Source organism: Mucilaginibacter sp. (genome assembly GCF_025359345.1).
Lineage (GTDB): Bacteria > Bacteroidota > Bacteroidia > Sphingobacteriales > Sphingobacteriaceae > Mucilaginibacter.
Genome location: NZ_JANYGQ010000009.1, coordinates 76,884 through 102,526 on the forward strand (window position 1 = coordinate 76,884; position 25,643 = coordinate 102,526).

At 42.5% G+C, this 25,643-nt stretch carries 22 protein-coding genes; 3 read left to right on the top strand and 19 right to left on the bottom strand.

The window, feature by feature from the left end; all coding sequences use genetic code 11:
* Nucleotides 1–22: 22 nt before the first annotated feature.
* Nucleotides 23–2,245: a bifunctional (p)ppGpp synthetase/guanosine-3',5'-bis(diphosphate) 3'-pyrophosphohydrolase gene (locus Q0R52_RS04025; RefSeq protein ID WP_295792399.1), complete on the bottom strand. Its 2,223-nt coding sequence runs from the start codon at nucleotides 2,243–2,245 to the stop codon at nucleotides 23–25.
* Nucleotides 2,246–2,359: 114 nt separating this feature from the next.
* On the opposite strand from Q0R52_RS04025, the gene Q0R52_RS04030 reads away from it, so the two are divergent.
* The 3 genes from Q0R52_RS04030 (at nucleotide 2,360) to bshB1 (ending at nucleotide 4,375) form a co-directional block, all read left to right on the top strand.
* Complete coding sequence (locus Q0R52_RS04030; protein WP_295792400.1) at nucleotides 2,360–2,974, top strand: DUF4294 domain-containing protein; 615 nt, start codon at nucleotides 2,360–2,362, stop codon at nucleotides 2,972–2,974.
* A 2-nt stretch (nucleotides 2,975–2,976) separates the two neighbouring features.
* Nucleotides 2,977–3,477: a glutathione peroxidase gene (locus Q0R52_RS04035; protein ID WP_295792402.1), complete on the top strand. Its 501-nt coding sequence runs from the start codon at nucleotides 2,977–2,979 to the stop codon at nucleotides 3,475–3,477.
* 172 nt (nucleotides 3,478–3,649) lie between these two features.
* The gene (bshB1, locus tag Q0R52_RS04040) at nucleotides 3,650–4,375 is read left to right on the top strand and encodes a bacillithiol biosynthesis deacetylase BshB1 (RefSeq protein ID WP_295792403.1); all 726 of its coding nucleotides are present in this window, start codon (nucleotides 3,650–3,652) and stop codon (nucleotides 4,373–4,375) included.
* A 74-nt stretch (nucleotides 4,376–4,449) separates the two neighbouring features.
* Here the strand turns inward: bshB1 and Q0R52_RS04045 are convergent, their stop codons facing one another.
* The 18 genes from Q0R52_RS04045 to Q0R52_RS04130 all read right to left on the bottom strand — a co-directional run bounded on the left by Q0R52_RS04045 (nucleotide 4,450) and on the right by Q0R52_RS04130 (nucleotide 25,577).
* Nucleotides 4,450–4,890 (bottom strand): hypothetical protein, encoded by a 441-nt coding sequence (locus Q0R52_RS04045; RefSeq protein WP_295792405.1) that lies wholly within the window; start codon nucleotides 4,888–4,890, stop codon nucleotides 4,450–4,452.
* A 213-nt stretch (nucleotides 4,891–5,103) separates the two neighbouring features.
* Nucleotides 5,104–6,435, bottom strand: coding sequence for an L-lysine 6-transaminase (gene lat, locus Q0R52_RS04050; RefSeq protein WP_295792406.1), 1,332 nt, complete (start codon nucleotides 6,433–6,435; stop codon nucleotides 5,104–5,106).
* Between the two features lie 203 nt (nucleotides 6,436–6,638).
* Nucleotides 6,639–7,946, bottom strand: coding sequence for an ammonium transporter (locus tag Q0R52_RS04055; protein WP_295792408.1), 1,308 nt, complete (start codon nucleotides 7,944–7,946; stop codon nucleotides 6,639–6,641).
* A gap of 478 nt (nucleotides 7,947–8,424) precedes the next feature.
* Nucleotides 8,425–9,936 (bottom strand): NADH-quinone oxidoreductase subunit N, encoded by a 1,512-nt coding sequence (locus tag Q0R52_RS04060; protein ID WP_295792410.1) that lies wholly within the window; start codon nucleotides 9,934–9,936, stop codon nucleotides 8,425–8,427.
* A 6-nt stretch (nucleotides 9,937–9,942) separates the two neighbouring features.
* On the bottom strand, nucleotides 9,943–11,529 hold the full coding sequence (locus tag Q0R52_RS04065) for a DUF4139 domain-containing protein (protein WP_295792412.1): 1,587 nt from the start codon (nucleotides 11,527–11,529) through the stop codon (nucleotides 9,943–9,945).
* A 127-nt stretch (nucleotides 11,530–11,656) separates the two neighbouring features.
* Nucleotides 11,657–13,261, bottom strand: coding sequence for an NADH-quinone oxidoreductase subunit M (locus tag Q0R52_RS04070; RefSeq protein WP_295792414.1), 1,605 nt, complete (start codon nucleotides 13,259–13,261; stop codon nucleotides 11,657–11,659).
* A 133-nt stretch (nucleotides 13,262–13,394) separates the two neighbouring features.
* A complete protein-coding gene (nuoL, locus tag Q0R52_RS04075) occupies nucleotides 13,395–15,494 on the bottom strand; it encodes an NADH-quinone oxidoreductase subunit L (RefSeq protein WP_295792416.1) in 2,100 nt (699 codons plus the stop codon).
* Between the two features lie 90 nt (nucleotides 15,495–15,584).
* Complete coding sequence (locus Q0R52_RS04080; protein ID WP_295792417.1) at nucleotides 15,585–16,415, bottom strand: hypothetical protein; 831 nt, start codon at nucleotides 16,413–16,415, stop codon at nucleotides 15,585–15,587.
* Between the two features lie 3 nt (nucleotides 16,416–16,418).
* A complete protein-coding gene (gene nuoK, locus Q0R52_RS04085; RefSeq protein WP_295792420.1) occupies nucleotides 16,419–16,724 on the bottom strand; it encodes an NADH-quinone oxidoreductase subunit NuoK in 306 nt (101 codons plus the stop codon).
* Nucleotides 16,721–17,269, bottom strand: coding sequence for an NADH-quinone oxidoreductase subunit J (locus Q0R52_RS04090; RefSeq protein WP_295792422.1), 549 nt, complete (start codon nucleotides 17,267–17,269; stop codon nucleotides 16,721–16,723). Before Q0R52_RS04090 ends, nuoK begins: the two co-directional genes overlap by 4 nt.
* Complete coding sequence (locus Q0R52_RS04095) at nucleotides 17,266–17,853, bottom strand: NADH-quinone oxidoreductase subunit I (RefSeq protein ID WP_295792423.1); 588 nt, start codon at nucleotides 17,851–17,853, stop codon at nucleotides 17,266–17,268. Before Q0R52_RS04095 ends, Q0R52_RS04090 begins: the two co-directional genes overlap by 4 nt.
* 84 nt (nucleotides 17,854–17,937) lie before the next feature.
* Nucleotides 17,938–19,008, bottom strand: a complete 1,071-nt coding sequence (nuoH, locus tag Q0R52_RS04100; RefSeq protein ID WP_295792425.1) for an NADH-quinone oxidoreductase subunit NuoH — start codon at nucleotides 19,006–19,008, stop codon at nucleotides 17,938–17,940.
* 311 nt (nucleotides 19,009–19,319) lie between these two features.
* Nucleotides 19,320–20,153 carry a glutamate racemase gene (murI, locus tag Q0R52_RS04105; protein WP_295792426.1) on the bottom strand — a complete coding sequence of 278 codons (834 nt, stop codon included), beginning with the start codon at nucleotides 20,151–20,153 and terminating at the stop codon, nucleotides 19,320–19,322.
* Nucleotides 20,154–20,218: 65 nt separating this feature from the next.
* Nucleotides 20,219–20,731: an OmpH family outer membrane protein gene (locus tag Q0R52_RS04110; protein ID WP_295792428.1), complete on the bottom strand. Its 513-nt coding sequence runs from the start codon at nucleotides 20,729–20,731 to the stop codon at nucleotides 20,219–20,221.
* Between the two features lie 45 nt (nucleotides 20,732–20,776).
* Nucleotides 20,777–21,307, bottom strand: coding sequence for an OmpH family outer membrane protein (locus tag Q0R52_RS04115; RefSeq protein ID WP_295792429.1), 531 nt, complete (start codon nucleotides 21,305–21,307; stop codon nucleotides 20,777–20,779).
* A 5-nt stretch (nucleotides 21,308–21,312) separates the two neighbouring features.
* Nucleotides 21,313–23,871 carry an outer membrane protein assembly factor BamA gene (bamA, locus tag Q0R52_RS04120; protein WP_295792430.1) on the bottom strand — a complete coding sequence of 853 codons (2,559 nt, stop codon included), beginning with the start codon at nucleotides 23,869–23,871 and terminating at the stop codon, nucleotides 21,313–21,315.
* A 63-nt stretch (nucleotides 23,872–23,934) separates the two neighbouring features.
* Complete coding sequence (locus Q0R52_RS04125; RefSeq protein ID WP_252787914.1) at nucleotides 23,935–24,675, bottom strand: isoprenyl transferase; 741 nt, start codon at nucleotides 24,673–24,675, stop codon at nucleotides 23,935–23,937.
* A gap of 386 nt (nucleotides 24,676–25,061) precedes the next feature.
* On the bottom strand, nucleotides 25,062–25,577 hold the full coding sequence (locus tag Q0R52_RS04130) for a biopolymer transporter ExbD (RefSeq protein ID WP_295792436.1): 516 nt from the start codon (nucleotides 25,575–25,577) through the stop codon (nucleotides 25,062–25,064).
* Nucleotides 25,578–25,643 lie beyond the last annotated feature (66 nt).

The window sequence follows — 25,643 nt, forward strand, 5'->3', positions numbered from 1 at the left end:
TCTTGATTTCTTGATTCTCCCATCACGATGCCTTCTCAATCACCGAATCGAAGCGGTTTACCCCGGTTATCCCCTTAACAGTTTTTAGTTTCCTTATCAGGTTTTCAAGGTGATCTGTATCGTTTACATAAACCATAATCTGGCCTTCAAAAATACCGTTATCACTATCCACGGTAATAGAACGGATATTTACCTTGAAATCGGTAGATATCACAGTAGTTAATTGGTTTATTAATCCTACTTCGTCAATACCGGTAATTCTTAACCCAGTTAAAAATGCCAATTCCTGCTGGTTTGTCCATTTGGCTTTTACAATGCGGTAGCCATAGTTGGCCATTAGTTTGGCAGCATTAGGGCAATTGGTTCGGTGTATTTTTATGCCATCGCTAACGGTAACAAAGCCAAACACATCATCGCCGGGTATGGGGTTACAGCAATTGGCCAGCTTGTAATCAATCTTCTGCATATCCTCACCAATCAGCAACATATCGCTGTCTTTGGCCTTTATGCTGCGCAACAGGCTTGCTACCTGTTCGGTTTCTATCTTATCCTGCGGTTTATTTTCAATTACTTTTTCCGATGCCTGGTACTCTTTCAGGTCCTTCATATCAATAGTGCCTTTGGCAATATTGTAAAACAGGTCCTGCGTTGAGGGCAGTTTAAAAAAGTAGCTTAGCTTATGGATATTTTCGGAGTTGTAAGTAATTTTTAGCGATTTCATCTTACGCTCCAAAATCTCTTTTCCGTCTTCGGCTACCTTGCGTTTTTCCTCTTTTAGAGCCGATTTTATTTTGGCTTTGGCCTTGGCGGTAACAACAATATTAAGCCAATCTTCTTTTGGCGTTTGCTTGCTCGATGTAATTATTTCTACCTGGTCGCCGTTTTGTAACTTATGGCTTAAAGGCACCAACTTATGGTTCACCTTGGCACCGATACAACTGGCGCCGACATCGGTATGTATTTCAAAAGCAAAATCGAGCGCTGTAGCACTTAGCGGTAGTTGTATCAATGCACCCTTGGGTGTAAAAATGAAAATCTCATCGCTAAACAGGTTCATTTTAAAATCATCCAGAAAGTCGAGCGCATTTGAGTCAGGGTTTTTCAGCATATCCCTAACCTTTTGCACCCACAAATCAAGGCCGCTATCTGTTGATGATTCTTTGTATTTCCAATGCGCGGCGAAGCCCTTCTCGGCAATTTCGTTCATCCGTTTGGTGCGTATCTGCACTTCAACCCATTGCCCGCGCGGACCCATTACGGTTGTGTGTAATGATTCATAGCCATTTGCCTTTGGCGATGATATCCAGTCGCGCAGCCTGTCGGGATTAGGCCTATACAGGTCAGTAACTATTGAGTATGCTTTCCAGCAATCAGCTTTTTCACTTTCAGGTGTGCTGTCTAAAATTATCCTGATGGCAAAAAGGTCATACACTTCCTCGAAAGGAATTGCCTTCTTTTTCATTTTATTCCAGATGGAATGAATTGATTTTGGCCTGCCAAACAAATCGGCAGGCAAGTCCTGCCCTTCCAATACTTTTTTTACCGGCTCGATAAAATCCCTGATAAATTTCTCCCGTTCGGCTTTCTTTTCATTCAGCTTGTTTTTAATAAACTGGTAGGTTTCCCGCTCCATATATTTCATGGAAAGGTCTTCCAACTCCGATTTTATGGCATAAAGCCCCAAACGGTGCGCAAGCGGCGCATATAAATAAACAGTTTCTGACGATAGCTTCAGTTGCTTGTCGCGCGGCATAAACTCCATGGTGCGCATGTTGTGCAGGCGGTCGGCAAGCTTTATCAAAATCACCCTCACATCATCGGCAAGGGTTAGCAGCATTTTACGGAAGTTCTCCGCCTGCAACGAGCTGTTGGTATCAAACACGCCCGATATCTTGGTAAGGCCGTCAATTATCATGGCCACCTTTTTGCCAAATTCCCTTTCGATATCATCCAGGGTCATATCGGTATCTTCAACAACATCATGCAGCAAAGCGCAAACAATGGAGGTGGTCCCGAGGCCAATTTCTTCTGCGGCTATTTGGGCTACAGCTATCGGGTGATAGATATAAGGCTCGCCCGATTTGCGGCGCATGTCCTTGTGGCTCTCCAGCGCCATTTCAAACGCTTTGCGTATCATGCGCTTATCGCCCTTTTGCAGGGTCGATTTTGAGGCACGCAGCAAAGCACGGTATCTTTTTAGTATCTCGGTCTTCTCGGTTTCCAGGTCTATCACTAAGTCTTTCATTATCGTGCTTTGTTCTTTATCGCTCTAAATATCATAAACTTGCAATAAAAATTATAATTGCATGTTATAATAATTACCCAAAAAAATTGCGTTATTTTTGTACTACGTAAAATTATGAAATTTATTGGCTTCTTGTTGCTGTTTTGTTGCGTAATGGGTATATCCAATGCCCAAACGAAAACTCCTGCGCCATTAATTTTAGGCAAAAATGATACCATCCGCACTTACCTGACTGTCGATAGTGGCAAAATGATGCCATGGATTGTATTGAACGAAATTAAAATTAGCGATACCCGCATTTTTAAAAGCCAGGCCGACCTTGACAACTACAGGCGCTTACGTTATAACGTGCTTAAAGTACTGCCTTATGTGAAGTTTGCAGGTGCGAGATATCGCCAGCTGCAGCGCGACCTGGCCTTAACCGGCGACAGGCACAAGCAGAAGGAATTAATAGGCAACTGCGAAACGGAAATAAAAACCTTGTTTAATAAAGAAATCAAAGACCTGACAATTAGTCAGGGCGAGGTACTTATCAAGCTAATTAACCGCGAAACAGGCAATACCAGCTACGCGATGGTGAAAGAATTAAAGGGTGGCTTCAAGGCCTTCCTGTTTCAATCAGCTGCGCGCATTTTTGGGCACGACCTGAAAGAAACTTACGACCCAGAAGAACAAAAAGATATTGAAGCTATCCTGAATCAAGCGGGATACGTTTCATCTAACAATTAATAATGGTTGATAAAAGTATTTACCAGTTTAATGTACAACAGTTAAACGGTGAGGAATTAAGCTTATCTGAATATAAGGATAAAGTTCTGCTAATAGTAAATACCGCCTCGCAATGCGGTTTCACTCCCCAGCTTAAAGAGCTGGCGCAATTACGAAAAGACTTCCCGGGTGATGATTTCCAGATATTGGCTTTCCCGTCAAATGATTTTGGCGGGCAGGAACCACTGGAAGGAAAAGGAATTGCCGATTTTTGCGAAATACAGGAAGTAAATTACCCGGTATTTGAAAAGATAAGGGTGCGGGGCCCGTATGCACATCCGTTGTACAACTTCTTTGCCGATAAAAAACAAAACGGTAAAATCAGCTCAGTTCCACGCTGGAATTTTCATAAATTTTTAATTGATAAATCGGGCCTGGTTACCGATTTCTTCTACCCCTTCACTAAACCAACTTCTTCAAAAATCAGGAAACAGATAGGGCGGTTGCTTGGAAAGGGAAAGTAGCGCGGGTTGAGAGTCAAGAAGTCAAGAACAAAGAATCAAGAGAGAAGAAAATGTGACTGTAGAAGAACCGTCATAAAAGTTTTTTTTAGGCTTTGCGATGATTAATTTTTTGACTTTTGCACTTCGGCTTGATTCTTGACCTCTTGATTCTTGATTCTATATTTTTTACACGATGCTTAAATTAGATATTTTAGTTTTATCCGTTCACCCGGACGATGCCGAACTCGGCTGCGCCGGCACCATACTTAAACATATTGCCTCAGGCAAAAAAGCAGGCATTGTTGACCTTACCCGCGGCGAACTTGGCACCCGTGGCTCGGCGGAAATTAGGGATAAAGAAGCGGCAGAATCAGGCCGTATCCTTGGCTTGGCAGCAAGGGAAAACCTGGGCATCCCCGATGGTTTTTTTGAAAACACCAGGGAATACCAACTAAAGATTATCGCCGCAATACGCAAGTATCAACCCGAAATATTAATTACCAACGCCTATCACGACAGGCATCCCGACCATGGCCGGGCAAATAAATTAGTGGAGGATGCTGCATTTTTAGCCGGACTGAGAAAAGTTGAAACACAGGACTTGGAAGGCAATTTACAAGCTGCATGGCGACCCAAACAGGTGCTGCATTTTATACAGGACAATTATATACAACCAGATATTTTAATTGATGTAACCGATTTTTGGGATAAAAAGGTGGAGAGTATCCGTGCTTTTGGCTCACAGTTTTATAACCCCGAATGGGCTGATGAGCCTCAAACCTACATTTCGTCGCCAGAATTTATACAAGTTGTTGAGGCCCGCGCACGCGAATTCGGCAAAAGCATCCAGGTAAAATACGCGGAAGGCTTCACATCTAGAAAAATTTTAGGAGTTGACAGTTTGTTTGACCTGAGATAGGGTTCAGAGACAAGAGATTAGAGGTTAGGGGAAAAGTTCAACTAATCTCTAACTTCTAATCTCTAGTTGCTGACTTAAACTTTCACGTACTCAAACCTGTTGTTCTCGTTGCTTCTTTCTCTTTTTAACTTGTTTTCATTAGCAAGCTTCAAAAGTATGCCCGATAGCTCCGAAGTCTTGAAGTCTGAATCGAAATTCTCCTTACAATAATCGGCAATCGACGCAATGGAATGGCGCGTGTTAAAGAAATCAGTAGACAGCAACTGGTTTAAAACCTTAGTTGCGCCCGGCTTTTTTGCGCCTCGCATCGGGGTGTAATGTTCGCCGTTCTCTCGGGGCTTGTAGTTCCTTTTGGTAAATATCTCGGTTGGGTCACCCTCTCCTTTTTCCATCTCAATCATCACATCCAACAACCTGTCAACTACCCTTACCTGAACCGCTTCAGACTGGAACGAATTAACAACTTCGGAAATCTCTACCAGTTGCTTTTTTAACTTTTCAATTTGCTTACTCATGTTACTGTTACCCTGTTAAATATTAACTGTGCAATCTAAAATTTCACTACTGCGCAATACCCCGATAATATGCCAGTATTAGTGAAAAAATAGTAAATGTTGACCGATTAATAGCTTATTAACGTCGGTTAATCATTTTATTGCTGAAATCAGTGGAAATATGCTCAATTTCCATCAAAAACAGGTTTCTGTATCAATTGTTTTACATAAATGTTACAATGAGGCACATATTTTTTCAAGTATTTCGAGTCCGTTATCGATATGTTTTTGTTCAATAATAAGCGCTGGCCTAAAGCGGATGCTTTGATCGCCGCAGCCCAAAAACATAACATCTTTTTCCATCCCCCTGGAAATGAACTTATTCCTGATAGTTGTATCAGGAAAATCGAAGGCTGTTAACAACCCCTTGCCGCGTACATTACTTATGATGGGTAATCTTTCAGAAATTTCGGCCAGCCTGCCTTGCAGATAGTCACCCATTTGCGCGGCGTTATCGCAAAGATTGTCTTCGTCAATAATTTCCATAATTTTTGACGACCGTACCATATCAACCAAACTGCCGCCCCATGTTGAGTTTATGCGGCTCGGCACCTGGAACACGTTATTATCTATCTCGTCTACCTTTCGTCCGGCTAATATGCCGCACACCTGCATCTTTTTGCCAAACGCAAGTATATCCGGACGCGCATTTTCACCAAAGTGCTCGTGGCACCAGAACTTGCCGGTAAGGCCAACGCCGGTTTGCACCTCATCGTATACCAGCATAGCTTCGTTTTCATCGGCTAATTCACGTAGCTTTTCTAAAAACTCCTTGCGAACATGGTTGTCGCCGCCCTCCGATTGTATAGGCTCGATAATGATGGCACAAACGTCATCTTTATTCTCCTCAAACGCTTTCTTTATCTGGGCGATTGACAGTTCTTCGCGCCTTAACAAATCCTCATGATTGGCATCTGTGTAAGGGAATTTAATTTTTGGCAGCGATACCCTTGGCCAGTCGAACTTAGCGTACCATTTTGTTTTATTGGGCTGGGTATTGGTAAGGCTTAGCGTATAACCCGAGCGGCCATGAAAAGCGTGCTCAAAATGGATAACTTTAAAACCAAGCTCTTTTGTGTAGCCTTTGGCAAAATTTTTCTGCACCTTCCAGTCCATTGCAACTTTAAGCGCGTTCTCGATAGCCAGCGAGCCGCCTGCGATAAAAAAGGCATGCGGGAGGTATTCCGGGATACCTATACGGGCGAAAGTCTCTACAAACTCCGCATATTGCGTGGTGTATATGTCTGAGTTGGAAGGGTTGGTTAAAGCCGCCAGCATCAGGTTTTTCTTAAACGCTTCGTCGTTCACCATCTTAGGGTGATTGTAGCCTAAAGGCACCGATGCAAAACATGTAAAAAAGTCAAGCAGGGTGCGGTTATACTTAGCATCGTAAATATAAACACCTTTGCTTTTTTCCATATCAAACGTTAAATCGAAGCCATCGGCTAATACATGCTTCTGTAACGAAGCCTGTACATCTTGGGGTGAAACTAGCAGGTTGTACATATAATTGGGTTTGTACAAATTTACTAAAAACCCCTCAGAATGCAAATTTAAGCGGTTTTTGAACCAATGAGCCAAAAAGTAACTTTAAACAATCTAAAGTTACTTTTTGTACCGAAGTGGATTTTGGTTTATAGAATTTTATTGCCGGGCGGCAATAAATATTCGTAATAAAATGCTTATTTCGTCGTGGAAGTTACAAGTTCTTACAATCGTTCCCCATGCTGGCTAATATCCAGCCCTATCTCTTCTTCTTCTGCCGATACCCTTAAAGGCGATATCATATCAGTAATTTTCAACAACAACAGTGAACCGAAAAAGGCAAAAATAGATACCCCTACCAAGGCAATCAATTGCACAAAAAACAGGTGCGTATGGCCAAAAAACAAACCATCGCCGGTGGTATTGCCTGCGTTAACTTTTTGATTGGCAAACACGCCTGTAAGCAGCATGCCTACCATACCGCCAACACCGTGGCAAGGGAACACGTCAAGCGTATCATCAATTTTGGTACGGGTGCGCCACTCAACCACCAGGTTACTCACCACAGCCGATATGATACCTATAGCCAGCGAGTGCGGTACCGACACATAGCCTGCCGCAGGCGTAATAGCAACAAGCCCTACAACCGCGCCAATACAGGTACCCATAGCCGAGGGTTTTTTGCCACGCAGCATATCGAAAAATATCCAGGTTAAGCCTGCAGCTGCCGATGCCGTGGTACTGGTTGCCAAAGCGGTTACCGCCAAATGATTGGCACCAAATGCCGAACCAGCGTTAAAACCAAACCAGCCGAACCATAACAAACCCGTGCCTATCATTACATAAGTAATACGAGCCGGTGCGTGGTTTGCCTCATTTCGCCTTTTCAAATAAAGTGCTGACGCTAATGCCGCCCATCCGGCCGACATGTGCACTACCGTGCCACCGGCAAAATCAAGCACGCCCAATTTAGCCAGTATGCCATCCGGATGCCAGGTTACGTGTGCCAAAGGCGAGAATATGAAAATGGTGAACAGCACCAGGAAAATAATATAGGAGTTAAAACGGATACGCTCTGCAAAAGCCCCGGTAATAAGCGCAGGGGTAATAATGGCAAACTTTAGCTGGTACATAGCAAAAAGCAGCAGCGGTATAGTCGGTGCAAGTTTCCAGGTTGCATTACCAAGCATGCCCTTCATCATAAAAAATGTTGAGGGGTTACCGATAAAGCCACCAATGCTGTCGCCAAAAGCAAGGCTGAAGCCAAATATGCCCCACATTACGGTAATAATAACCATGCACACAATGCTCTGCAGCATGGTTGATATCACATTCTTTTTATTAACCATACCGCCATAAAAAAAGGCAAGACCGGGTGTCATGATCAAAACCAGGGCGGTCGACATCAACATCCAGGCAATATCGCCGGTATTGAAGTGCGGATCGGCGCCATTTTTAAAATCTACCGAAGGAAAAACGAAGGTTAAAACCAAAATAACCAGGATAACCGCGAATGGAAAATATCTTTTCATGCAATTGTTACTATTCAATAAAATAATTAGTCAAAAGGTGGTTTATATGGCAGTAAAAATGATGAAAAAGTTAAATATTTAATAAATTGATGTAAAATTTAACACAGTTTCATATTTATCAATAAAAAATTGCAAATATCATACTTCCCTATTGCAAAATACCCTTACAAATAACAGAATGATAATTTAAAACATATAATTTATGTGTTTCGAGTTTTTCAAAGGCTATGCTTTTATGGTAATGAGCCGCGCAACCGCCAGATATCGTACTTTTAGGAACAAGAAAGCCCGGTTATTGGGAACCGGGCTCGTCATAATATAGGTTTATAAATGGTCTAGTTTCGTTAGTTAAACTACCCTTAGCTTTTCACACCTGCACAATGGCTCAGATGAAAAAGTTGCTGAAATTATGATTTTAATTAATACAAACCAAATAAAAAATACAACTTATGTTAAAAAAGTATTAAAAACAGGGTTTTTAGAACAGTTTGAACAGTAAATCGGGCCAAACACCCAGCAAAACAATCAAAACAGATATAATTATGCTTAAAACGATAATATTTTGAGATTTTATAAGTGTATTTTTAACAAATTCAGTCCGTTTCAGGAACAAATTGAGGGGGATTTTAATGTAGTAAAAAAGCGATACTACGGTGGTTAACGCCCCTGTTATCATCAGTAACAGTAGCCATAAGCTATGGTTTTGCTGGTAAATGCCGTATACCGATGAAAACACCAGTACCTTACCCGTAAAGCCTGCGCTTATCGGTAAGCCGGTTAACGATACCAGTACAATTACAAAGCAAACTGAAGCAGCCGGGTACTTAAGGCCAAGGCCTTTATAGCTGTTCATATCATCGGCATCAAGAGCATTGGCAAAATAGGTGGCCAGCGCCAATGCGCCAATATTCGCCAGGCCGTACACTGCCAGGTAAAATGTTAAGGCAGCTATACCTGTCGAGTTGTAAGTTACTATCGCCATCAAAGCAAAACCAGTATGTCCGATGCTGGAGTAAGCCAGCATACGTTTAACATTGCGCTGCATTATTGCCGCAAAATTCCCGGCAATCATTGTAACAATGCCGACGATGCTTAATGCCAGTTTAAAATCAAAGCCGGCCCACTTTTCGAAGTAAACGAAAGGGCGTAAAAAATTTATCAGCAAGGCAAAGCCGGCTATTTTTGGCAGGGTGGATAGCCATGCCGTTACCGGGGTTGATGCCCCTTCATAAACATCGGGCACCCAAAAGTGAATGGGAACAAATGATAACTTAAACCCGATGCCCACCAATACCAGCACCAGTGCAAACGAAACTGCAACCGGATTCGCCTGTATAAGACCCGGCAGCAAATTACCGCTGAATAAATTAAGCGAGCCCGTAAAGCCGTATAACAGCGATATGCCATACAACATCATGGCCGAGGATGCCGCGCCAAACAGTACATATTTTAAACCAGCCTCGGTACCAAAAGCATTTTCAGAGCGGTAGGCCACCATCAGGTATGACGCAATGGAAACCATTTCGATAGCCAGGTAGATGGATAGCAGGTTAACCGCCATGGCCATTAAATGGAGGCCAAGCACAGAGCCGATGACGATGGTATATAAATCCGACAGTCCTTTAGGGTGGAATTTCAGGCGGTTATCCCATCCAAAATAAAGCAGTAGTACAAATGCTAATGCATCAATAATAAATTTAAAGTTGATGGCCGTGCGGTTAAGCAGCAGCATTTCGTTAAACAAAAACTGCCCGTTAAGCCTGCCGCTCATAAACAGCAACTGAATTTGCTGGTAATCCCGTTGAATTACCAGCAAAATTCCGGCACAGGCAACTATCCTGCATAATTTTTCGGAGTTGCGGCCGAACAGTAAATCGGTTATCAATACCAATATAAACAGTGCGGTTAAATAAATTTCGGGCAAAAAGAAGGGTAAGCTGCCTAAAACATCGTTTACTGAACCCGGTATAAATGGTATTAAATCGTGCATTTACTGTTACTGAACTATTACCTGCTGGCTTTTTGGATATTTAACCATGTATGTTAACTGTACCTTTTTATCTTCCTGCGAATTTAGCAGGAAATTCCATGAAACCTTGCCTGTTAGTGCATCAGGTTTTGCGCCCGATGTTTCCTGCGTCTCCACCTCGATAGATGAATTTTGCGATACAGGCACCTGGTCGTCAACCAGCAGGTTTATTTTTTGGTTCTTGCGATTCTTAACCTCTATTATCCAGCTTTTGGTTTCCTTTTTATTAGAACCGAAAGTTTGATTTTGGGTGAGGTTCCTTTCAAGGGTGCGTTTTACCAAAATACCCTTATCATTCCCAAGCGACAGGTTCAAAGTATCGCTCATGGCCCGCATATCTATGCGCGATTTACCGATATAGGTACCCTCAAAAAACACATTGGCATCGCCCGATAACAGGTTATATTTGTTCAAATCCGTTACTCTGGCGGTTAAAAACACATCTGTACTAATTTTAGGCGCGGTGTAATATTGATAAGTCGCGTTTACATTTACCTGGTTTATTTCAACCTGGCAGGGTTTGCCATCGTTTGTTACCGAATATGGATTATCGATGTTAAATTCAACACTGGTTTGGGCTTCAACCATGTCCACTTTTGGAGCTTCAGCCACAGCCACCTCTTTTAGTGAATAATCTGAAACTGCGGCTGCGTTTTGACTTCTTACTTGTATCCCTGATACACGCCCCTGAAGTGCTTTATTAAGATCATAAATATTAAGATAATATGGGTTCAACTCCGGTTTAACTGCGTTATTGGATGGCAGGCCTGTTGACAAAGTTAGCTTTACACTTTTCCAATCTTCGCCGCTGCGTTGCAGCACATTGGCTTTGTAAACAATGGTCAAAGGGCTGTTTACATTTTTTGCCCTGATATCATAACTTGGGTACCAACTGGCATCGCCGGTTAAGTAACTCACAGCAAATATTGATTGCAATGCAGTTTTTGATGACACTGTTACTATAATATTGCTTGTAGTAGTAGTTTGCCCGTTGTTTATTTCGGCGATTTGATTATCGTATTGTTGCTGCTCAATATAAAGCTCGGATATTTGGTTACCTGCATCCTGTTCCTTTTGCTTTAACGCAGTAAGCCTCTCGGTTTGAAAATCAAGCGCCTGTTTCAATTTTACAACATCAAGCGTAGTGTTTTCGGCCCTCACAAATTGATTTTTGGCAATAACGGTTTCTTCTGCCTGGTAAATAGCAATCATGTTGTTAAGCGTGGTAATTTTATCCTTTACACTTTTTTGTTTTGCATGCAGCTCCAGCAATTGCTGTGTTTTATTACTTACGCTGCTCAAATAGTTCATCTCGTGCTTAACTGATAATATGGTAAACTCGCCGTTAGCATGCACCTGTATACTTTGCGGGTCGATATTTGGCGAAATATTGTTGAAAACCAAATCGGTAGTACCCGGGTTAATATTCACCATTGCTGTGCGTGTTACCTGCGCTCCTTTTAAAAATACAATCACTTTTTCAACTTTCGATGCCACCTTTTGGCCCTCATCAGCTTTTGCTGCTATCGCGATAAATAATACAAATGCAGCCATTATTAATTTCTTACACATCATTTTTTAGGTTAAATAAATAGTTCCTGTTATTTCGAAGCATCCATCCGGAAGCTTTCATTTACAGGATGCGCCTGCCCTTGTTTTTCCACAAGGCAAACGCAATTATTTATTTCGAGCCTAAAAATTGAATAAATGCAACCACCGAGTCGTTTATCTTGCCGAACACCAGCGAAGGCATTAAACCCAAAACCAGCGTAAGTAAAGCTAACGGTAGCAAGGTCAATTTTTCACGGATGTTCAAATCGGCAAGGGCAGTTTTCCATACCGAGCCACCTTTTAAGTTTAACGTACCAAAAAACATTCGCTGCAGCGTCCATAAAAAATAGGCTGCACCCAGCAATATGCCTACCGACCCACATACCGGCATCCAGTACGGCAGCAAACCATTTACTGATGGCGATTTAAAGGCCCCGGTAAGTGAAAATGCCTCACCAATAAATGCCGAGAAGCCGGGCAAACCTAACGAAGCGAAAAACGCGATCACCACAAAGGATGTGTATTTAGGCATGATGGCTGCAAGTCCGCGGAAGTGGTTGATGCCCCTGTCATGTACCCGGTTGTAGATTACACCGGCCAAAAAGAACAGCATGGTTGATAAAAAGCCATGACTAACCATCTGCATAACTGCGCCACTTAGTCCCTCGGTAGTCATTGAGGCTATCCCCAGTAAAACAAAGCCCATGTGCGATACGGACGAGTAGGCTATCATGCGTTTTAAATCCTGCTGGGCAAGGGCGTTCAGTGCGCCATAAATGATAGATATTACCCCAATCATCCCCAGCCAATAAGCATCGGCATGTGCAATTTCCGGGAAAATACCTACGCAAATGCGGATAATGCCATAACCGCCAACTTTCAATAGTACTCCGGCTAAAATAATTGAAACCGGGGTAGGCGCTTCCACGTGCGCATCAGGCAGCCAGGTGTGCAACGGCACCACCGGCACTTTAATAGCGAAGGCAATAAACAGCACCACAAACCCAACCGAACGGGCCGGCATGCCTAAAATAGTGGCGTGGTTTAACACGGAAAATACTGAGCCTGCCTCATAATTAACCGGGTTCATCATTTGTATCATGCTGAAAGTGTGGTTGCCTGTAACAGGGTCTTTAACCGACAGGTAAAGCCCAATCATCACCAGCAGCATAAATACCGAACCGAATAAGGTGTACAGGAAGAATTTTATGGCCGCATATTCGCGCCGTGCGCCGCCCCACATACCTATCAGGAAGTATAATGGCAGCAGCATCAACTCGTAAAAGATATAGAACAGGAAGAAATCCAGCGAGCAGAATACGCCTATCACAGCCATATCCAATATCAAAAACAGCACGAAAAAACCTTTCAGGTTGCTTTTTATTTCCCAGGATGCCAGGGCGGCAATCACCAATACCAGCGAGGTCATCACCAATAAAGCTATCGAAAGGCCATCTATCCCCACGAAATAGTCTATCTGCATTTTTCCCATGGCACCCAAATCGAGGTTTATCCAGGGCAGCTTTTGTATAAACTGGAACTGGCCTTCGTGATTAACGCCGGCAAAGCCAGCACCATTTTTAAAATGAGTGTAAATCCAGATGCTCATGCCCAGTTGCACCAAGGTTGTTGCCAGCGTTATGTATTTAAAGCCCGCACGCCACGATGACGGCAGCACCGCAATAACGAATGCGACCAGGATGGGAGTAAATATGAGTAGGGTTAGGATGTTCATCGGGCGCGAAAATTAAGAGTCAAGAAACAGTAGCTGAGAATCAAGAACCAAAAGTCAAGAATCAAGATAGAAAAATCAGAACTACAATGAGACTTTGACCTTTCACCTTTCGCCTTTAACCTTTCACCTCTCCTCATATCAATGTTGTTAAAATAAATATTACCAAAATAACCACCAGCATACTGTAAATATAATACTGCACCTTACCACCCTGGAAACGGCGTGCAAAGTTACCAATGGATTGTACTACAGCTACTATCAAATTTAAAAAGCCGTCTATGATGTACCTGTCAGTCCACATCGCAGCTTTTGCCAGTGACATGCCCGCATAAGCCACGGAATGAATAAAACCGTCGATCACCCGCCTGTCTAATCTGAAGGTGGCCCGGCCCATAGCCAGCACCGGTATTACGATGTACTTTTTGTATATATCGTCAAAATACCATTCGTTTGCTGATAGCCTGTAAAGCATGCTGGTTTGCGAAAAAGGGTTTAGCTTTTGTTTTGCATAAATACGGTACGCGGCATATATAACCAGCACACTGAAAATATTTACACCAACCGGTACAATAACATGAAACAGGCCCTCAGCAGTGGCAGAGCCTGGTTGCCACATGCCATGATAAAGCCATGACTGCTCATAGCTGAATGGATTAAACGAAAATACGGGGAACAGGCTGCCAGCCGCTAAAAACAACAACGGGACGGCGTAGCGCCAACCGCCATCGCCGATATGCAGTTTAATGCCAGGGAAACGTTCCTGCAGCCTTAAATCGCCGAAAAATACTTTTGTGATAAGCCTTATCACGTAAAACGCCGTTAACCACGTGGTAAGTATTGCAAATGCCGGGATGAGCACAAATATCCAGCCTTTGCCTTGCGACCATTGGAAGGCCTGAATTAAAACTCCATCTTTTGATAAATAGCCTGATGTAAACGGCAGTCCGATGAGCGCCAGTCCGCCAATAAGGGCGGCAATAAATGTGATCGGCATTTTTTTGCGCAGGCCGCCCATGTTCTGGATATTTTGCGGATCAATGTCGAGTTTGTTGTCATCCCGTATATGCGCCATCTCATGGATAACTATACCCGCCACCAAAAATAACAGGCACTTAAAAAATGCATGCGTTACCAGGTGAAACAACGACGACGAATAAGCGCCTATGCCCATAGCCATTACCATATAGCCCAACTGCGATATGGTGGAGTACGCCAATATCCTTTTTAAATCGTTTTGGGTGAGCGCAACGGTTGCCGCCATAAAAGCTGTAAAGCAGCCGACAACCGCCAATATATTTAGCTCGATACCATTAAACATAGGGTAAACCCGGCCCAATAAAAACACGCCGGCGGCAACCATGGTTGCCGCGTGGATTAATGCCGAAACCGATGTTGGCCCTTCCATGGCGTCAGGCAGCCATGTATGCAATGGAAATTGTGCCGACTTTGCCGCAACAGCTAAAAATATCCCTATAAAGGCTACGAACTGCCAAATGTCATCCAAATGGTATGATACACCCGGAATGGTAAATGAGCCCGTCAACGGCGAATACCACTCGCCTTTATTATAAACTGTTATTGCTTTGATAATGGAATGGTCGCCAAAAAGTATGTTGATGTCAAATGTGTGGAACGTGGCGTAGATGATCAAGATGGCGGTTAGCAGGCCAATGTCCCCTATCCGGTTCATGATAAATGCTTTTTTATTTGCCTGGACTGCTTTATGGCGACTGAACCAAAAGCCAATCAGCAGGTATGATGAAAAACCCACAAGTTCCCAGGCGATATAGAATAGCACCAGGTTATCAACCACTACCAGCGCCAGCATGCTGAAACAAAAAAAGCTAAGGAAAGCAAAATAACGGTTATAGCCGGCATCGTCCTTCATGTAGGCCATGGAGTAAATATGCACCGGCAGCGCGATCAGGTTAACCAGCAACAACATCAATACCGAAAGGTTATTCAGCAAAACTCCGGCGTAAACCTGTGTATCGCCAACCGTAAACCACGCGAATTGCTGGTGCACTAAATGCCCGGTGTTCCAAACTTTTGAAAATATGGTTACGGATAATACACAGCTCAACAAAATAGCCAATGTAGATACCCAGCCGGTTATTTTATTGTGTTTACCGGGAATAACCAGGTTAATTAAAAAGGCAAGCAAAGGCAGCAACACTGCTCCGAGTGTAAATTTTATGGTAAGGGTATCTATGGCTTGTAAAAAGTTGTTCAATTCAAATATTTTCCTTTGTAGAGACACAATACTTTTGTCTCTTATTTTACATTCAATACCAATTATCCGGAGACGCAAAATATTGCGTCTCTACTTTTCATTTTTTGTCCTGATAGCTAAAACAGAATTAGGAAGATTTGCAAACTTAATATCATTAAGAAAAGACACCTTCTTTATTTTCTTAACCGGCACTTCATATAATATCTTTATTATTTCCGCCGGTTCTCCAGCTAGCTGCTTACTATCCAGCATGTACAAGATGCCAGTGTCATTATTGCCATGTGCCTGTAAGTAATCTTTATAAGCTTTTGAAAAACCGGCTAATTTAGTTTGATATTTTTTTATGGCATATTTCTTTGTCGTAACCAATACCGTTTCGTACCTGTTGTTACTCTCAAAATACCGGGCAATTTTATCGGGTTTGAGAACCGTAATATCCAAAATTTCATCTGGATTAACTCCGTTTAATTTACTGTTAGAAAGCTCGCCGTCTATCACGAACTGGGCTTTGTCGTCAAATTTTGAAGTGTCTTTATAAATTGTATCCCTGGTTTGCACAACCGGTGGTGGTAGCGGCGCATCAGGGTCCGGCCCGGGCAAACCTGCATTCGTTGATATCAATACCGCACCGTTCTTTCCTTTTTCACCGTATATTTTTATCGCATCTACGGGTTTCAAAACATCTATGCTTAAAACATCTTCGGACCTCAGCCCCTTAAAGCCTTCATTTGATAAGCTATCTTTCAACTCATCTCCATTGATAAAGAATAGTGGATTGCCCTTACTTAAATCCTTTTTTAATTGCTCAAAACTAACTCCTTTGAGTTTTTTTGCTATATCATTTTTTGTCGTGGCGTCACCTTGCGCTAAAGCGCCAAAATACACAAACAATAAAACAATCAAGCAATACAATCTTTTCATCGCTCACTCCCCCAATTTATCAATACTTCCCGGATCAATGGTTTTGTATTGCTTATACACATTTAAAATTATGGCCAGTGCTACGGCTGTTGTTGCTGCTGCAAGGACGATGGCAAACAGCGCAAACATTTGGCCGCCGTTATTAATACGGTCGTATTTGCTGAAGGCTACCAGGTTCAATATAGCGCCGTTCAGCATCAGCTCAATGCCTATCAATACCTGTATGGCGTTTTGTTTGGATACGATCATATACAAACCAACGCAAAACAGCACGGCGCTTACCACCAGGAAATCGGTTAATGATATCATGCGCTACGCCCCTTTCGTGATAAATGTGCCGCGCCAACCAGCGCTACCATCAGTAAAACCGAGATCGCCTCAAAAGGAAGCAGGTATTTGGTCATTAAATTTATGCCGATGTTCTCTGTCATGGATGAATTGGGCAATATCATATTATGCGTTGCCTGCGCTTTTTTAACCCAACCTAAGTTATCAGCATCCAGCTTAAAGATCATGTTCAACAGCACAATTAAAAACAGACCGGCCAGCAACAATGCAGGCAATTTATTTATGCTGATAAATTTGCTGCGCAGCTCGCCTATTGCATTCAGCGTTTCTTTGCCCGATAGCATAAAGGCAAACAATATCAAAACCAGGATTCCGCCGACGTATATTACAATTTGAGTTATCGCCACAAAATCAGCCAGTGCAAGCACATATAATCCTGCCAAAGCAAACAGTGTTATAAAAAACATAAAGATACTGCGCACCAGGTTTTTCGTAGCCGCCACAAACACCGCAGAGGCTGTGGCAATAAACGCCATCACATAAAATAGTACCTTTACTAAACTCATGCGCCGCCCTCCTCTTTCTTTTGCATCGCAGCTAATTTAGCCGCCTGCCGCTCTGCCTGCTGTTTATCAAACTCAGCCCGTTTTTCAGCAGCCATTTCGGGCGACATATCCGAAAACTGGTAAGTAAGGTCGCTTAGCTGAAAAACCGTTTTATCGTACTGGTTAGTCATTACAATACACTCCGTTGGGCAAACAATGGTACACAGGCCGCAATACATACACTTGGCCATATCGATATCAAACTTGGCGGCATACAGCCTCTTGGTTGTACCGTCGGATGTTTGTCCGATTGCCTCCGTTGCTTTTATCGATTCGATATCGATACAGTTAACCGGGCAAACCTTGGCACAAAGGTCGCACACAATGCAGTCATCCATCTCCACATCCAGCTGGTAACGCCCCACCTCGGGGATTGGCAGTTTTTGATGCGGATATTGAATGGTATTGGTGCCTTCCAGCTGCTTAAAGTAATTAGCGTCACTTGCAGGCAGCGGCTCACGCTTTTTGTGCGAAGCAAACAGGTGCCTTAAGGTAATGGATAATCCCTTTAATGCCGAAGTAAAACCTTTTATTGTGTTGGTCATTGAGTCATTAGGTCATTGAGTCATTATCTTTTCGGCCGCATTTAAAAATGACTTAATGACCGAATGATATAATGACTATAATAATTACATTAAAAATAATCGCCACACTCCCGATATTAGCATACAAGCAAAAGCCAGGGGTGTCAATACCTTCCAGCACAGGGTCATCAATTGATCAACCCGGAAGCGCGGGAGTGTCCACCGTATCCACATTTGTATACCTACCAAGGCAAGTGTTTTAATCGCTATCCATATAATACCCCAGCCCGCGCCCGTTGTCCATGTGGCTAAATGCACCGGGCCAATATTGGGCAACGGTGTGTTCCAGGCTCCTAAAAACAATATCACCCCAACCATTGACACCAAAAACATCATAGAATATTCCGCCAAAAAGACCAGCGCAAACCGTAACCCAGTGTATTCAGTGTGGAAACCGGCCACCAGTTCAGATTCTGCTTCGGGTATATCAAAGGGCGCCCGGTTGCTTTCGGCGAGCGAGGCTATAAAGTAAATTACAAAAGCTATCAATAAATGCGGGGCCCGGAAAACATTCCACGCAAAAAAGCCGCCGATGGATGATACATCCCAAAAGCCCGCAAATTTCGTTGTTTCGTTTGCGAGGATACCCTGTTGCGCGGCTATATCCTGCAGGTTCAAGGTCTGGGCTATCATCACCACTGAAATAATGGCAAACCCGGCTGGTATCTCGTATGATATGATCTGCGCCGCCGACCGCATAGCACCCAATATGGCGAATTTATTGTTCGATCCCCAGCCTGCCATTAAGATCCCCAGCGTTTCTATCGATATGACGGCAAACACGTAATACAAGCCCAGGTTAAGTTTTGCAGGAACCAATCCCGGCCCCCACGGTAAGGCTGCAAAGCCAAGGTAAACAGCTATAAAAATAATGGCCGGAGCTAAAATAAACAGCAGTTTATCGGCGGCGGCGGGGGTTATCAGTTCCTTTTGCAGCATTTTTAAAATGTCGGCAAAGGTTTGCAGCGAACCATATTTGCCTGTTTCGGTCGGACCAAGCCTGTCCTGTATAAATGCTGAAACCTTTCGTTCAGCGTAAACACCAAAAAGTGCAAACAAAGCCGAAAAACCAAACAGTCCTATCGCAATAATAAAATATGTGATATAAAAATTCAATCCCTTTGCTTTAGCTGCAAACTTAGTGATTTTGGTTGATTAAGTTGAACGGTGTTGAATAGTTGATAAGATTGGTAGGGTTAGTTGGGTATTGTTGCAATAATTACCGGCGGCCCAAATGAATTTCACCTGGTGGTGCATTTGTTGGGTTCACATGGTTTACACTTTTTAACTGTAAATCCAAATTAAGTATTTGATAATCAATTATTTAATTTAAATTTCAGTGAAAAAGTGGGTTTACAGTGTAAACCCACTTTTTGCCGTCAAATACCAAACTCACCAGTACAGCATTTTTTCGGCTTGATGGCTACCTAGCATTTTATTTCCGCAAAGCCAGATTGTACTTTGGCCCCAAAAAACAATTCACCATAAAAATCAAAATCGGCGGTATCATCTGTAGTGGTAAAAAATCGCTGGGTTTTACCTGTGCTAATACTACTCTCCATTTCGGGATGGCGTTGAAGGTAGTCCACCAGGCTGTGAGCTACAATATCCCCCTGCGATACCACTTGTATATTGGCGGGCAGGTATGCTGTTATTTTTTGTTGTATCAGCGGGTAATGGGTACAGGCCAGCAAAAGCGTATCGATGTTTGCAGATTGCGCCAAAACCTGGTCCAGGTATTTTTGTACAAAATAGTCGGCGCCGGGCTTGTCGTATTCACCATTTTCAATCAGCGGAACCCAAAGCGGACAGGCTTGCTGATGTACTTTTACGTCCGGAAAAAACTTACCAATTTCCATTTTGTACGATTCGGACTGTATTGTGCCTTTCGTACCTAACACCCCTATTTCTTTTGTTTTGGTATAGTTGCCAATTACTTCGGCCGTTGGCCTTATAACACCCAACACCCGTTTGGCCGGATCCTGGCCTTTCAAATCAAGTTGCTGTATATTACGCAGCGCCTTGGCCGATGCTGTATTACATGCCAGTATAACCAGCGGGCACCCTTGTTTAAACAACCATTGTACACACTCCCAGGTGTACTGGTGAATGGTCTGGAACGAACGGTTGCCATAGGGCGTCCTGGCGGTATCGCCCAAATAAATATAGTCGTACTGTGGCAATTGGTTAAATATGGAACGAAAGACCGTCAGGCCGCCATACCCCGAATCAAAAATGCCAATAGGCTTATTGTTTACCATCTGCACAAAAATAAAAAAAGCGCCCCGTATATGGAGGCGCTTTATAAATGTTTACCTTCTGTTTATTATTTAATGCCCAATTTAGCTTTTGCAGCCGCCATCAGGTCATCGCCCGCAGGCGCAACTACAAACTGGGTTTGTGTTGAATTAAGCACATAAGAATAGCCTTTTTCTTTAGCCACGGCTTCAACGGCAATGCGTGCCTTGTCAGACAATGGCTTAATCAATTCCTGCGATTTTTCGTCGAATTTTTGTTGTGCGCTGGTATTGTAATCCTGCATGCGTTTTTGGATATCCTGCAATTCAGCTTGTTTGGCAGAACGGGCAGCATCAGTCATGCTGGTTTGTGTTTTCTGAAACTCAGTACCTTTTGTTTGCAGTTCGGTTTGCATTGCAGCAAGCTCGTCAGTAAATTGTTTTGAGTAAGTATCAAGTGTAGTTTTTACTGTTTTAGCTTCAGGCATAGCGCCAATTAATGCGTCAAAATTAATGTAGCCGATTTTAGTTTGGGCTTTGGCAAAGTTGCCTATCGTTAAAAAGCACACTGCAACCAAAGCAACTTTAAGAAAATTTTTCATTTTTTTTTGTTCTGTGTTTAAATTTAATGGGATAATTATAAAAATTTATTTTGTAGTTTTTGTTGATTTTAAACCAAGCTTTGCTAAAACGTCCGCACTTTTATCATACCGGGGGTTCGCATATAACATTATCACTTCGCTGTTTTTGTCAAATACCATATCCAGGTTTTCATTCTCGGCAACTGCCTGTATGGCTTTTGCCATTTTATCCTGTATTGGTTTTATTATTGCGTTACTTTTTGATGCAAGCTCTCCATCCGGACCAAATTTTTGACGCTGAAAATCTTTTGCTGTTTTTTCTTTATCTGCAATCTCGGCCTCACGTCTCTTCTTCATGTCCGCAGTCATCAACACCTGGTCGGCCTGGTAGGCCTTATATAAGCGGTCAATTTCCTGGAAACGCTGATCTACCTCTTTTTGCCACGATACCGACAGCGCTTCAATCTGTTTTTGTGCCGATGAATATTCGGGCATTTGTTTTAAAATGTACTCCGAGTCAACATAAGCAAACCGTTGTGCAAACGCGCCGGTGACTGTTACTAACGTAAAAAACAGGATGAAAATTGTCTTCTTCATTACAATTAATTAAATCCGCCGTTTAAGCTCTGTGATATCGAGAAGTGGAACTGGCCCCTGTTTGCATCCGGTATTCCCGGTATTTTATCAAATCCATAGCCATAATCCAATCCAAGCAAGCCGAATATAGGTAAAAATATTCTTGCTCCAACACCTACTGAACGTTTTACATTGAACGGATCAAATTTATTAAAAGAATTCCAAACATTTCCACCTTCGGCAAACGCTAATAAAAATATTGTTGCCGATTGCCCCTGTATTACAGGATGGCGCAATTCCATGGTATATTTATTATAAATAGCGCTGCCCGGATTGTTATCAGCTGTATAATGCGTGCCTTCCGGAATTATCGAGAAGTTCTGATAACCTCTTAAACCAATAATTTCACTACCCTGTAAAAACTGGTAGCTCTGCATACCATCGCCACCCAGTTTAAACCTTTCGAAAGGTGACGGGCCAACTTCTGATTTGTATTGCCCCAAAAAGCCAAACCTCACTTGCGACATTAATACCAGTTTACCTGTTATTTTAGTAAACCACTGCGCATCGTATTTAAACTTGTAGTATTCAACAAAATGGTAGCGCTGTTCCGGCGTTGCTATTTTATAGTTAATGTTGTTAAATAACGAGTATGGTGGCGTGGCCTGCACGGTAAATTTAATGTTCGAACCGGATGTTGGATATATCGGCACATCTATAGAGTTACGGCTAAGTTCCTGCGTTAGTTTTATATTATACGATGTTCCGTTCGAAAACAAATAACCGGTATAGTTATCCAAATTATAGTGGTCAAAGTTTAACGAGTAATTCAGCTGAAAATAGTTATCAGGCCAGTTTAAGCGCTTACCTAAAGTAACACCAATACCATTAATGCGTAGTTTATTATACAACGGGTTAGTTTTGGCATAGTAGTCGCCGGTTGAGCTTAACTGGGTATAGGCCGATAAGGCAAAATAAATTGGCTTTTTACCGCCTAACCACGGCTCCGAAAACGTAAACGAGAAGTTTTGATAAGTGTGCCCGCTCGACTGACCGCGCAAGCTCAACTTCTGCCCGTCGCCTTTTGGCAATGGTTTATATGCTTTTAAGTTGAAAAGGTTACGCAACGAAAAGTTATTAAAGGTAAGACCTAAAGTACCCACCAGCTGACCGCCACCAAAACCACCCGATAACTCAATCTGGTCCGAAGGTTTTTCAACCACGTTGTATACAATATCAACAGTACCATCCTGTGGGTTAATGTTGGTTGGTTTCGGCTCAGTTTTTTGTTCATCGAAGTTACCCAACTGCCCAATTTCGCGGGTACTGCGTATCAATAACTCTTTGTTAAATTTCTGGCCTGGCTTGGTTCTTATCTCGCGCATAACCACTTTATCATTGGTTACATCGTTACCTTTTAGTATAACCCTGTTTATGGTATACTGGGGGCCTTCATAAACCCTAAGGTCCATGTCCACGGTATCGTTATAAATCTTTGTTTGTACCGGGTCGGCGTTGTAAGTAAGGTAACCATCATTCAAATAGAACGATGAAATATCATCGTTATCAGGCGTTGGGCCTATCAGCCTTTTGTTCAGCTCTTCTTCGCTGAATACATCGCCTTTTTTAATTTTCAGGATTTTGTTCAACACCTCGGCTGGGTATTTTGCATTACCCGACCATTTAATGTTACCAAAATAATATTTGTGCCCTTCAAAAACTTTTATCTTAATACCAACTGTATTTGGCCCGGTTTTAAATACCGAATCTTTTATTATTTCGGCATCCCTGTAACCGCGTGCCTGCATTTTCGAAACCAGGTTTTCCTTATCCTCGTCGTACTTGTCCTGCTTAAATTTACGCGAACCAAAAATGTTATAGAATTTACGGGTACGGGTTTTGCTTAAATACTTCCTAAGCTTTTTATCTTTAAAATCCTTGTTGCCTTCAAAGTCAACTTCAGATATCATTACCTTTTTATGCTTATCAATCTTTACGTCGAGTATGATACTATTGGCATCACCCGGATCTTTCCGCTGTTTGATAGATACAGTAGTATTTAAAAAACCTTTTTCGTTAAAATGCTTTTTAATAATAGCTGTAGTTGTGCTTATGAGGTTGGCATTAACAATTTTGTAAGCCTTATCCGATAGTTTCTTCTGAACGTCATCAATTTCACCTTTGCGGATGCCGGTTAAGTGCAGGCGCGATAAACGCGGCAATTCGGTAACAGCAATCTCCAGGTAAATGGTATCCAGGTTAATTTTTGTAACGTTTAGCTGTACATCCTCAAACAAGCCCTGCGAATACATATTTTTTATCACGTTTGCGTTAGCCTCGCCCGGCAAAGTAATGTGGTCGCCTTTATTTAATTTCGAAATAGTGAGCAACACATCTTTGTCCAGCGATTTTGTCCCGGATATGGTAACACCCCCAATTATATAATCTTTTGGTTCCAGGTAGCTCAAGCTATCTGCCGGTAACGTGGACTTTGGCAACGAATATTTGGGCTGACTACCCTGGATTTGGGCCATGGCAGCAGTGCTTATTACAGTGAAAAGTATAGCAAAAAGAAATTTATTCATTCGAATATTTTAGTGGGCTAAAAATAATTTATACAGTTGTTAAAAAGTGTTAAAGTTAAAAATTTAGTTGACCTGCTCACTTGTCATACCAAAACGGCGCTCGCGTTTCTGATAATCAAGTATAGCTTCATACAAATCTTCCTTGCGGAAATCAGGCCATAACTTTGTGGTGAAGTACAATTCGGCATAGGCAATTTGCCACAGCAGGTAGTTACTTATCCGGTGTTCGCCGCTGGTTCTAATCAGCAGTTCGGGGTTGGGCATACCTTTGGTATATAAGTTGTTTTCAAAAGTCTCCTCATCAATATCATCAATATTTAATTCGCCGCTTTGCACTTTGGCTGCAATGTTTTTGGCAGCGCTCACAATTTCGCGGCGCGAGCTGTAGCTTAAAGCCAGCGTTAGCACCAAACCTGTGTTGCCACTGGTTTGTTCCATTGCGTTTACCAGCTCGCGGTGCGCCTTGTCAGGCAGCATGTTTAAGTCGCCTATGGTTGAAAGGCGCACGTTTTTTTCCATAAAGTTTCTGATCTCTTTATGAATGGTGCTTACCATCAGCTCCATTATCGCCATTACTTCAAGCTTCGGGCGGTTCCAGTTTTCAGATGAGAAAGTATAAAGCGTAAGGTACTTTAAATTTAACAGCGTAGCCCCTTCAACCACATCCCTAACCGAAAGCACCCCGTTATGATGGCCGAATATTCTCAATTTGCCTTTTTCTTTTGCCCAACGGCCATTGCCATCCATAATAATAGCTATGTGCTGCGGCAATTTTAACAAATCAATCTGTTCCCTATATCCCATTATAACATTTATAACAGCCGTAAAAAACGGCTTCAAAAGCATTTTTTTGGTTGAAAAATGCATAATTAATAACCAGCTGGCTCAGCTATTATTGCAAATCGCCCCGGTTTTAGTCCCATTTTCAACAACTTGCGCTGTTTTTTTCAGGGGACAAAGGTAAAAACTTAATTGTAGTTTTTTTATTATGAGGAAGGAAAAGAATTATTGGGTGCCGAAGGCGTAGTCTTGAAAGTCCGGAAAGTCGGAAAAGTCAGTAAAGTCCGAAGAAAAAGCTGTCCGAAAAGTTCCAAAGACGCTACGCTCCGGGGGGCAACTTAATCAACTCAAATTCACCTAAACCCGGCTGATTTCTTTCGTCTTTCCGGACTTTACTGACTTTTCGGACTTCAATAAATCCCTTTATCCTTCAATAACTCGATATCTTTTGGCGATATCGCAGCTATCGCATATGACGGCACCCTGGTAATGTTTAGTTCGTCAAGCGTATTAACAAGATTTTCGTAAATCGAGTGTTCTGCGGGTTTAATTATTACCATCATAGTTTTACCTGTCGATGCATAAACCTGTTTGGTCATATCAACAATCACTTTACGTATTTGCACGCCATAGCCAGTAAGTTTAGGGGTAGTTAAAGGTTTATCTGCCATCCCTAAATAATACATTGCCTGGTTCTTTTTGCCCAGACAGATGGTCATCGTGGTTTTTTCGGAAACAAAACCGTCGGGGCCGGGAACCGGCATCACCAGTTTCATTGCTCTCGGTTTTACAAGCGATGTGGTCAGCATAAAGAAGGTAATCAGCAAAAATGCAAGGTCGACCATTGCGGTCAAATCTACACGGACAGGCATTTTTTTGGTGTGCCTGCCACTTGTTTTTCCGGAGGATTGATTCAGCTCAGCCATGACAGTAAAGTTTAAGGTTAAATAATTGGTTACCAGCGCAAACAGATGCAACTGATTTTACAATAT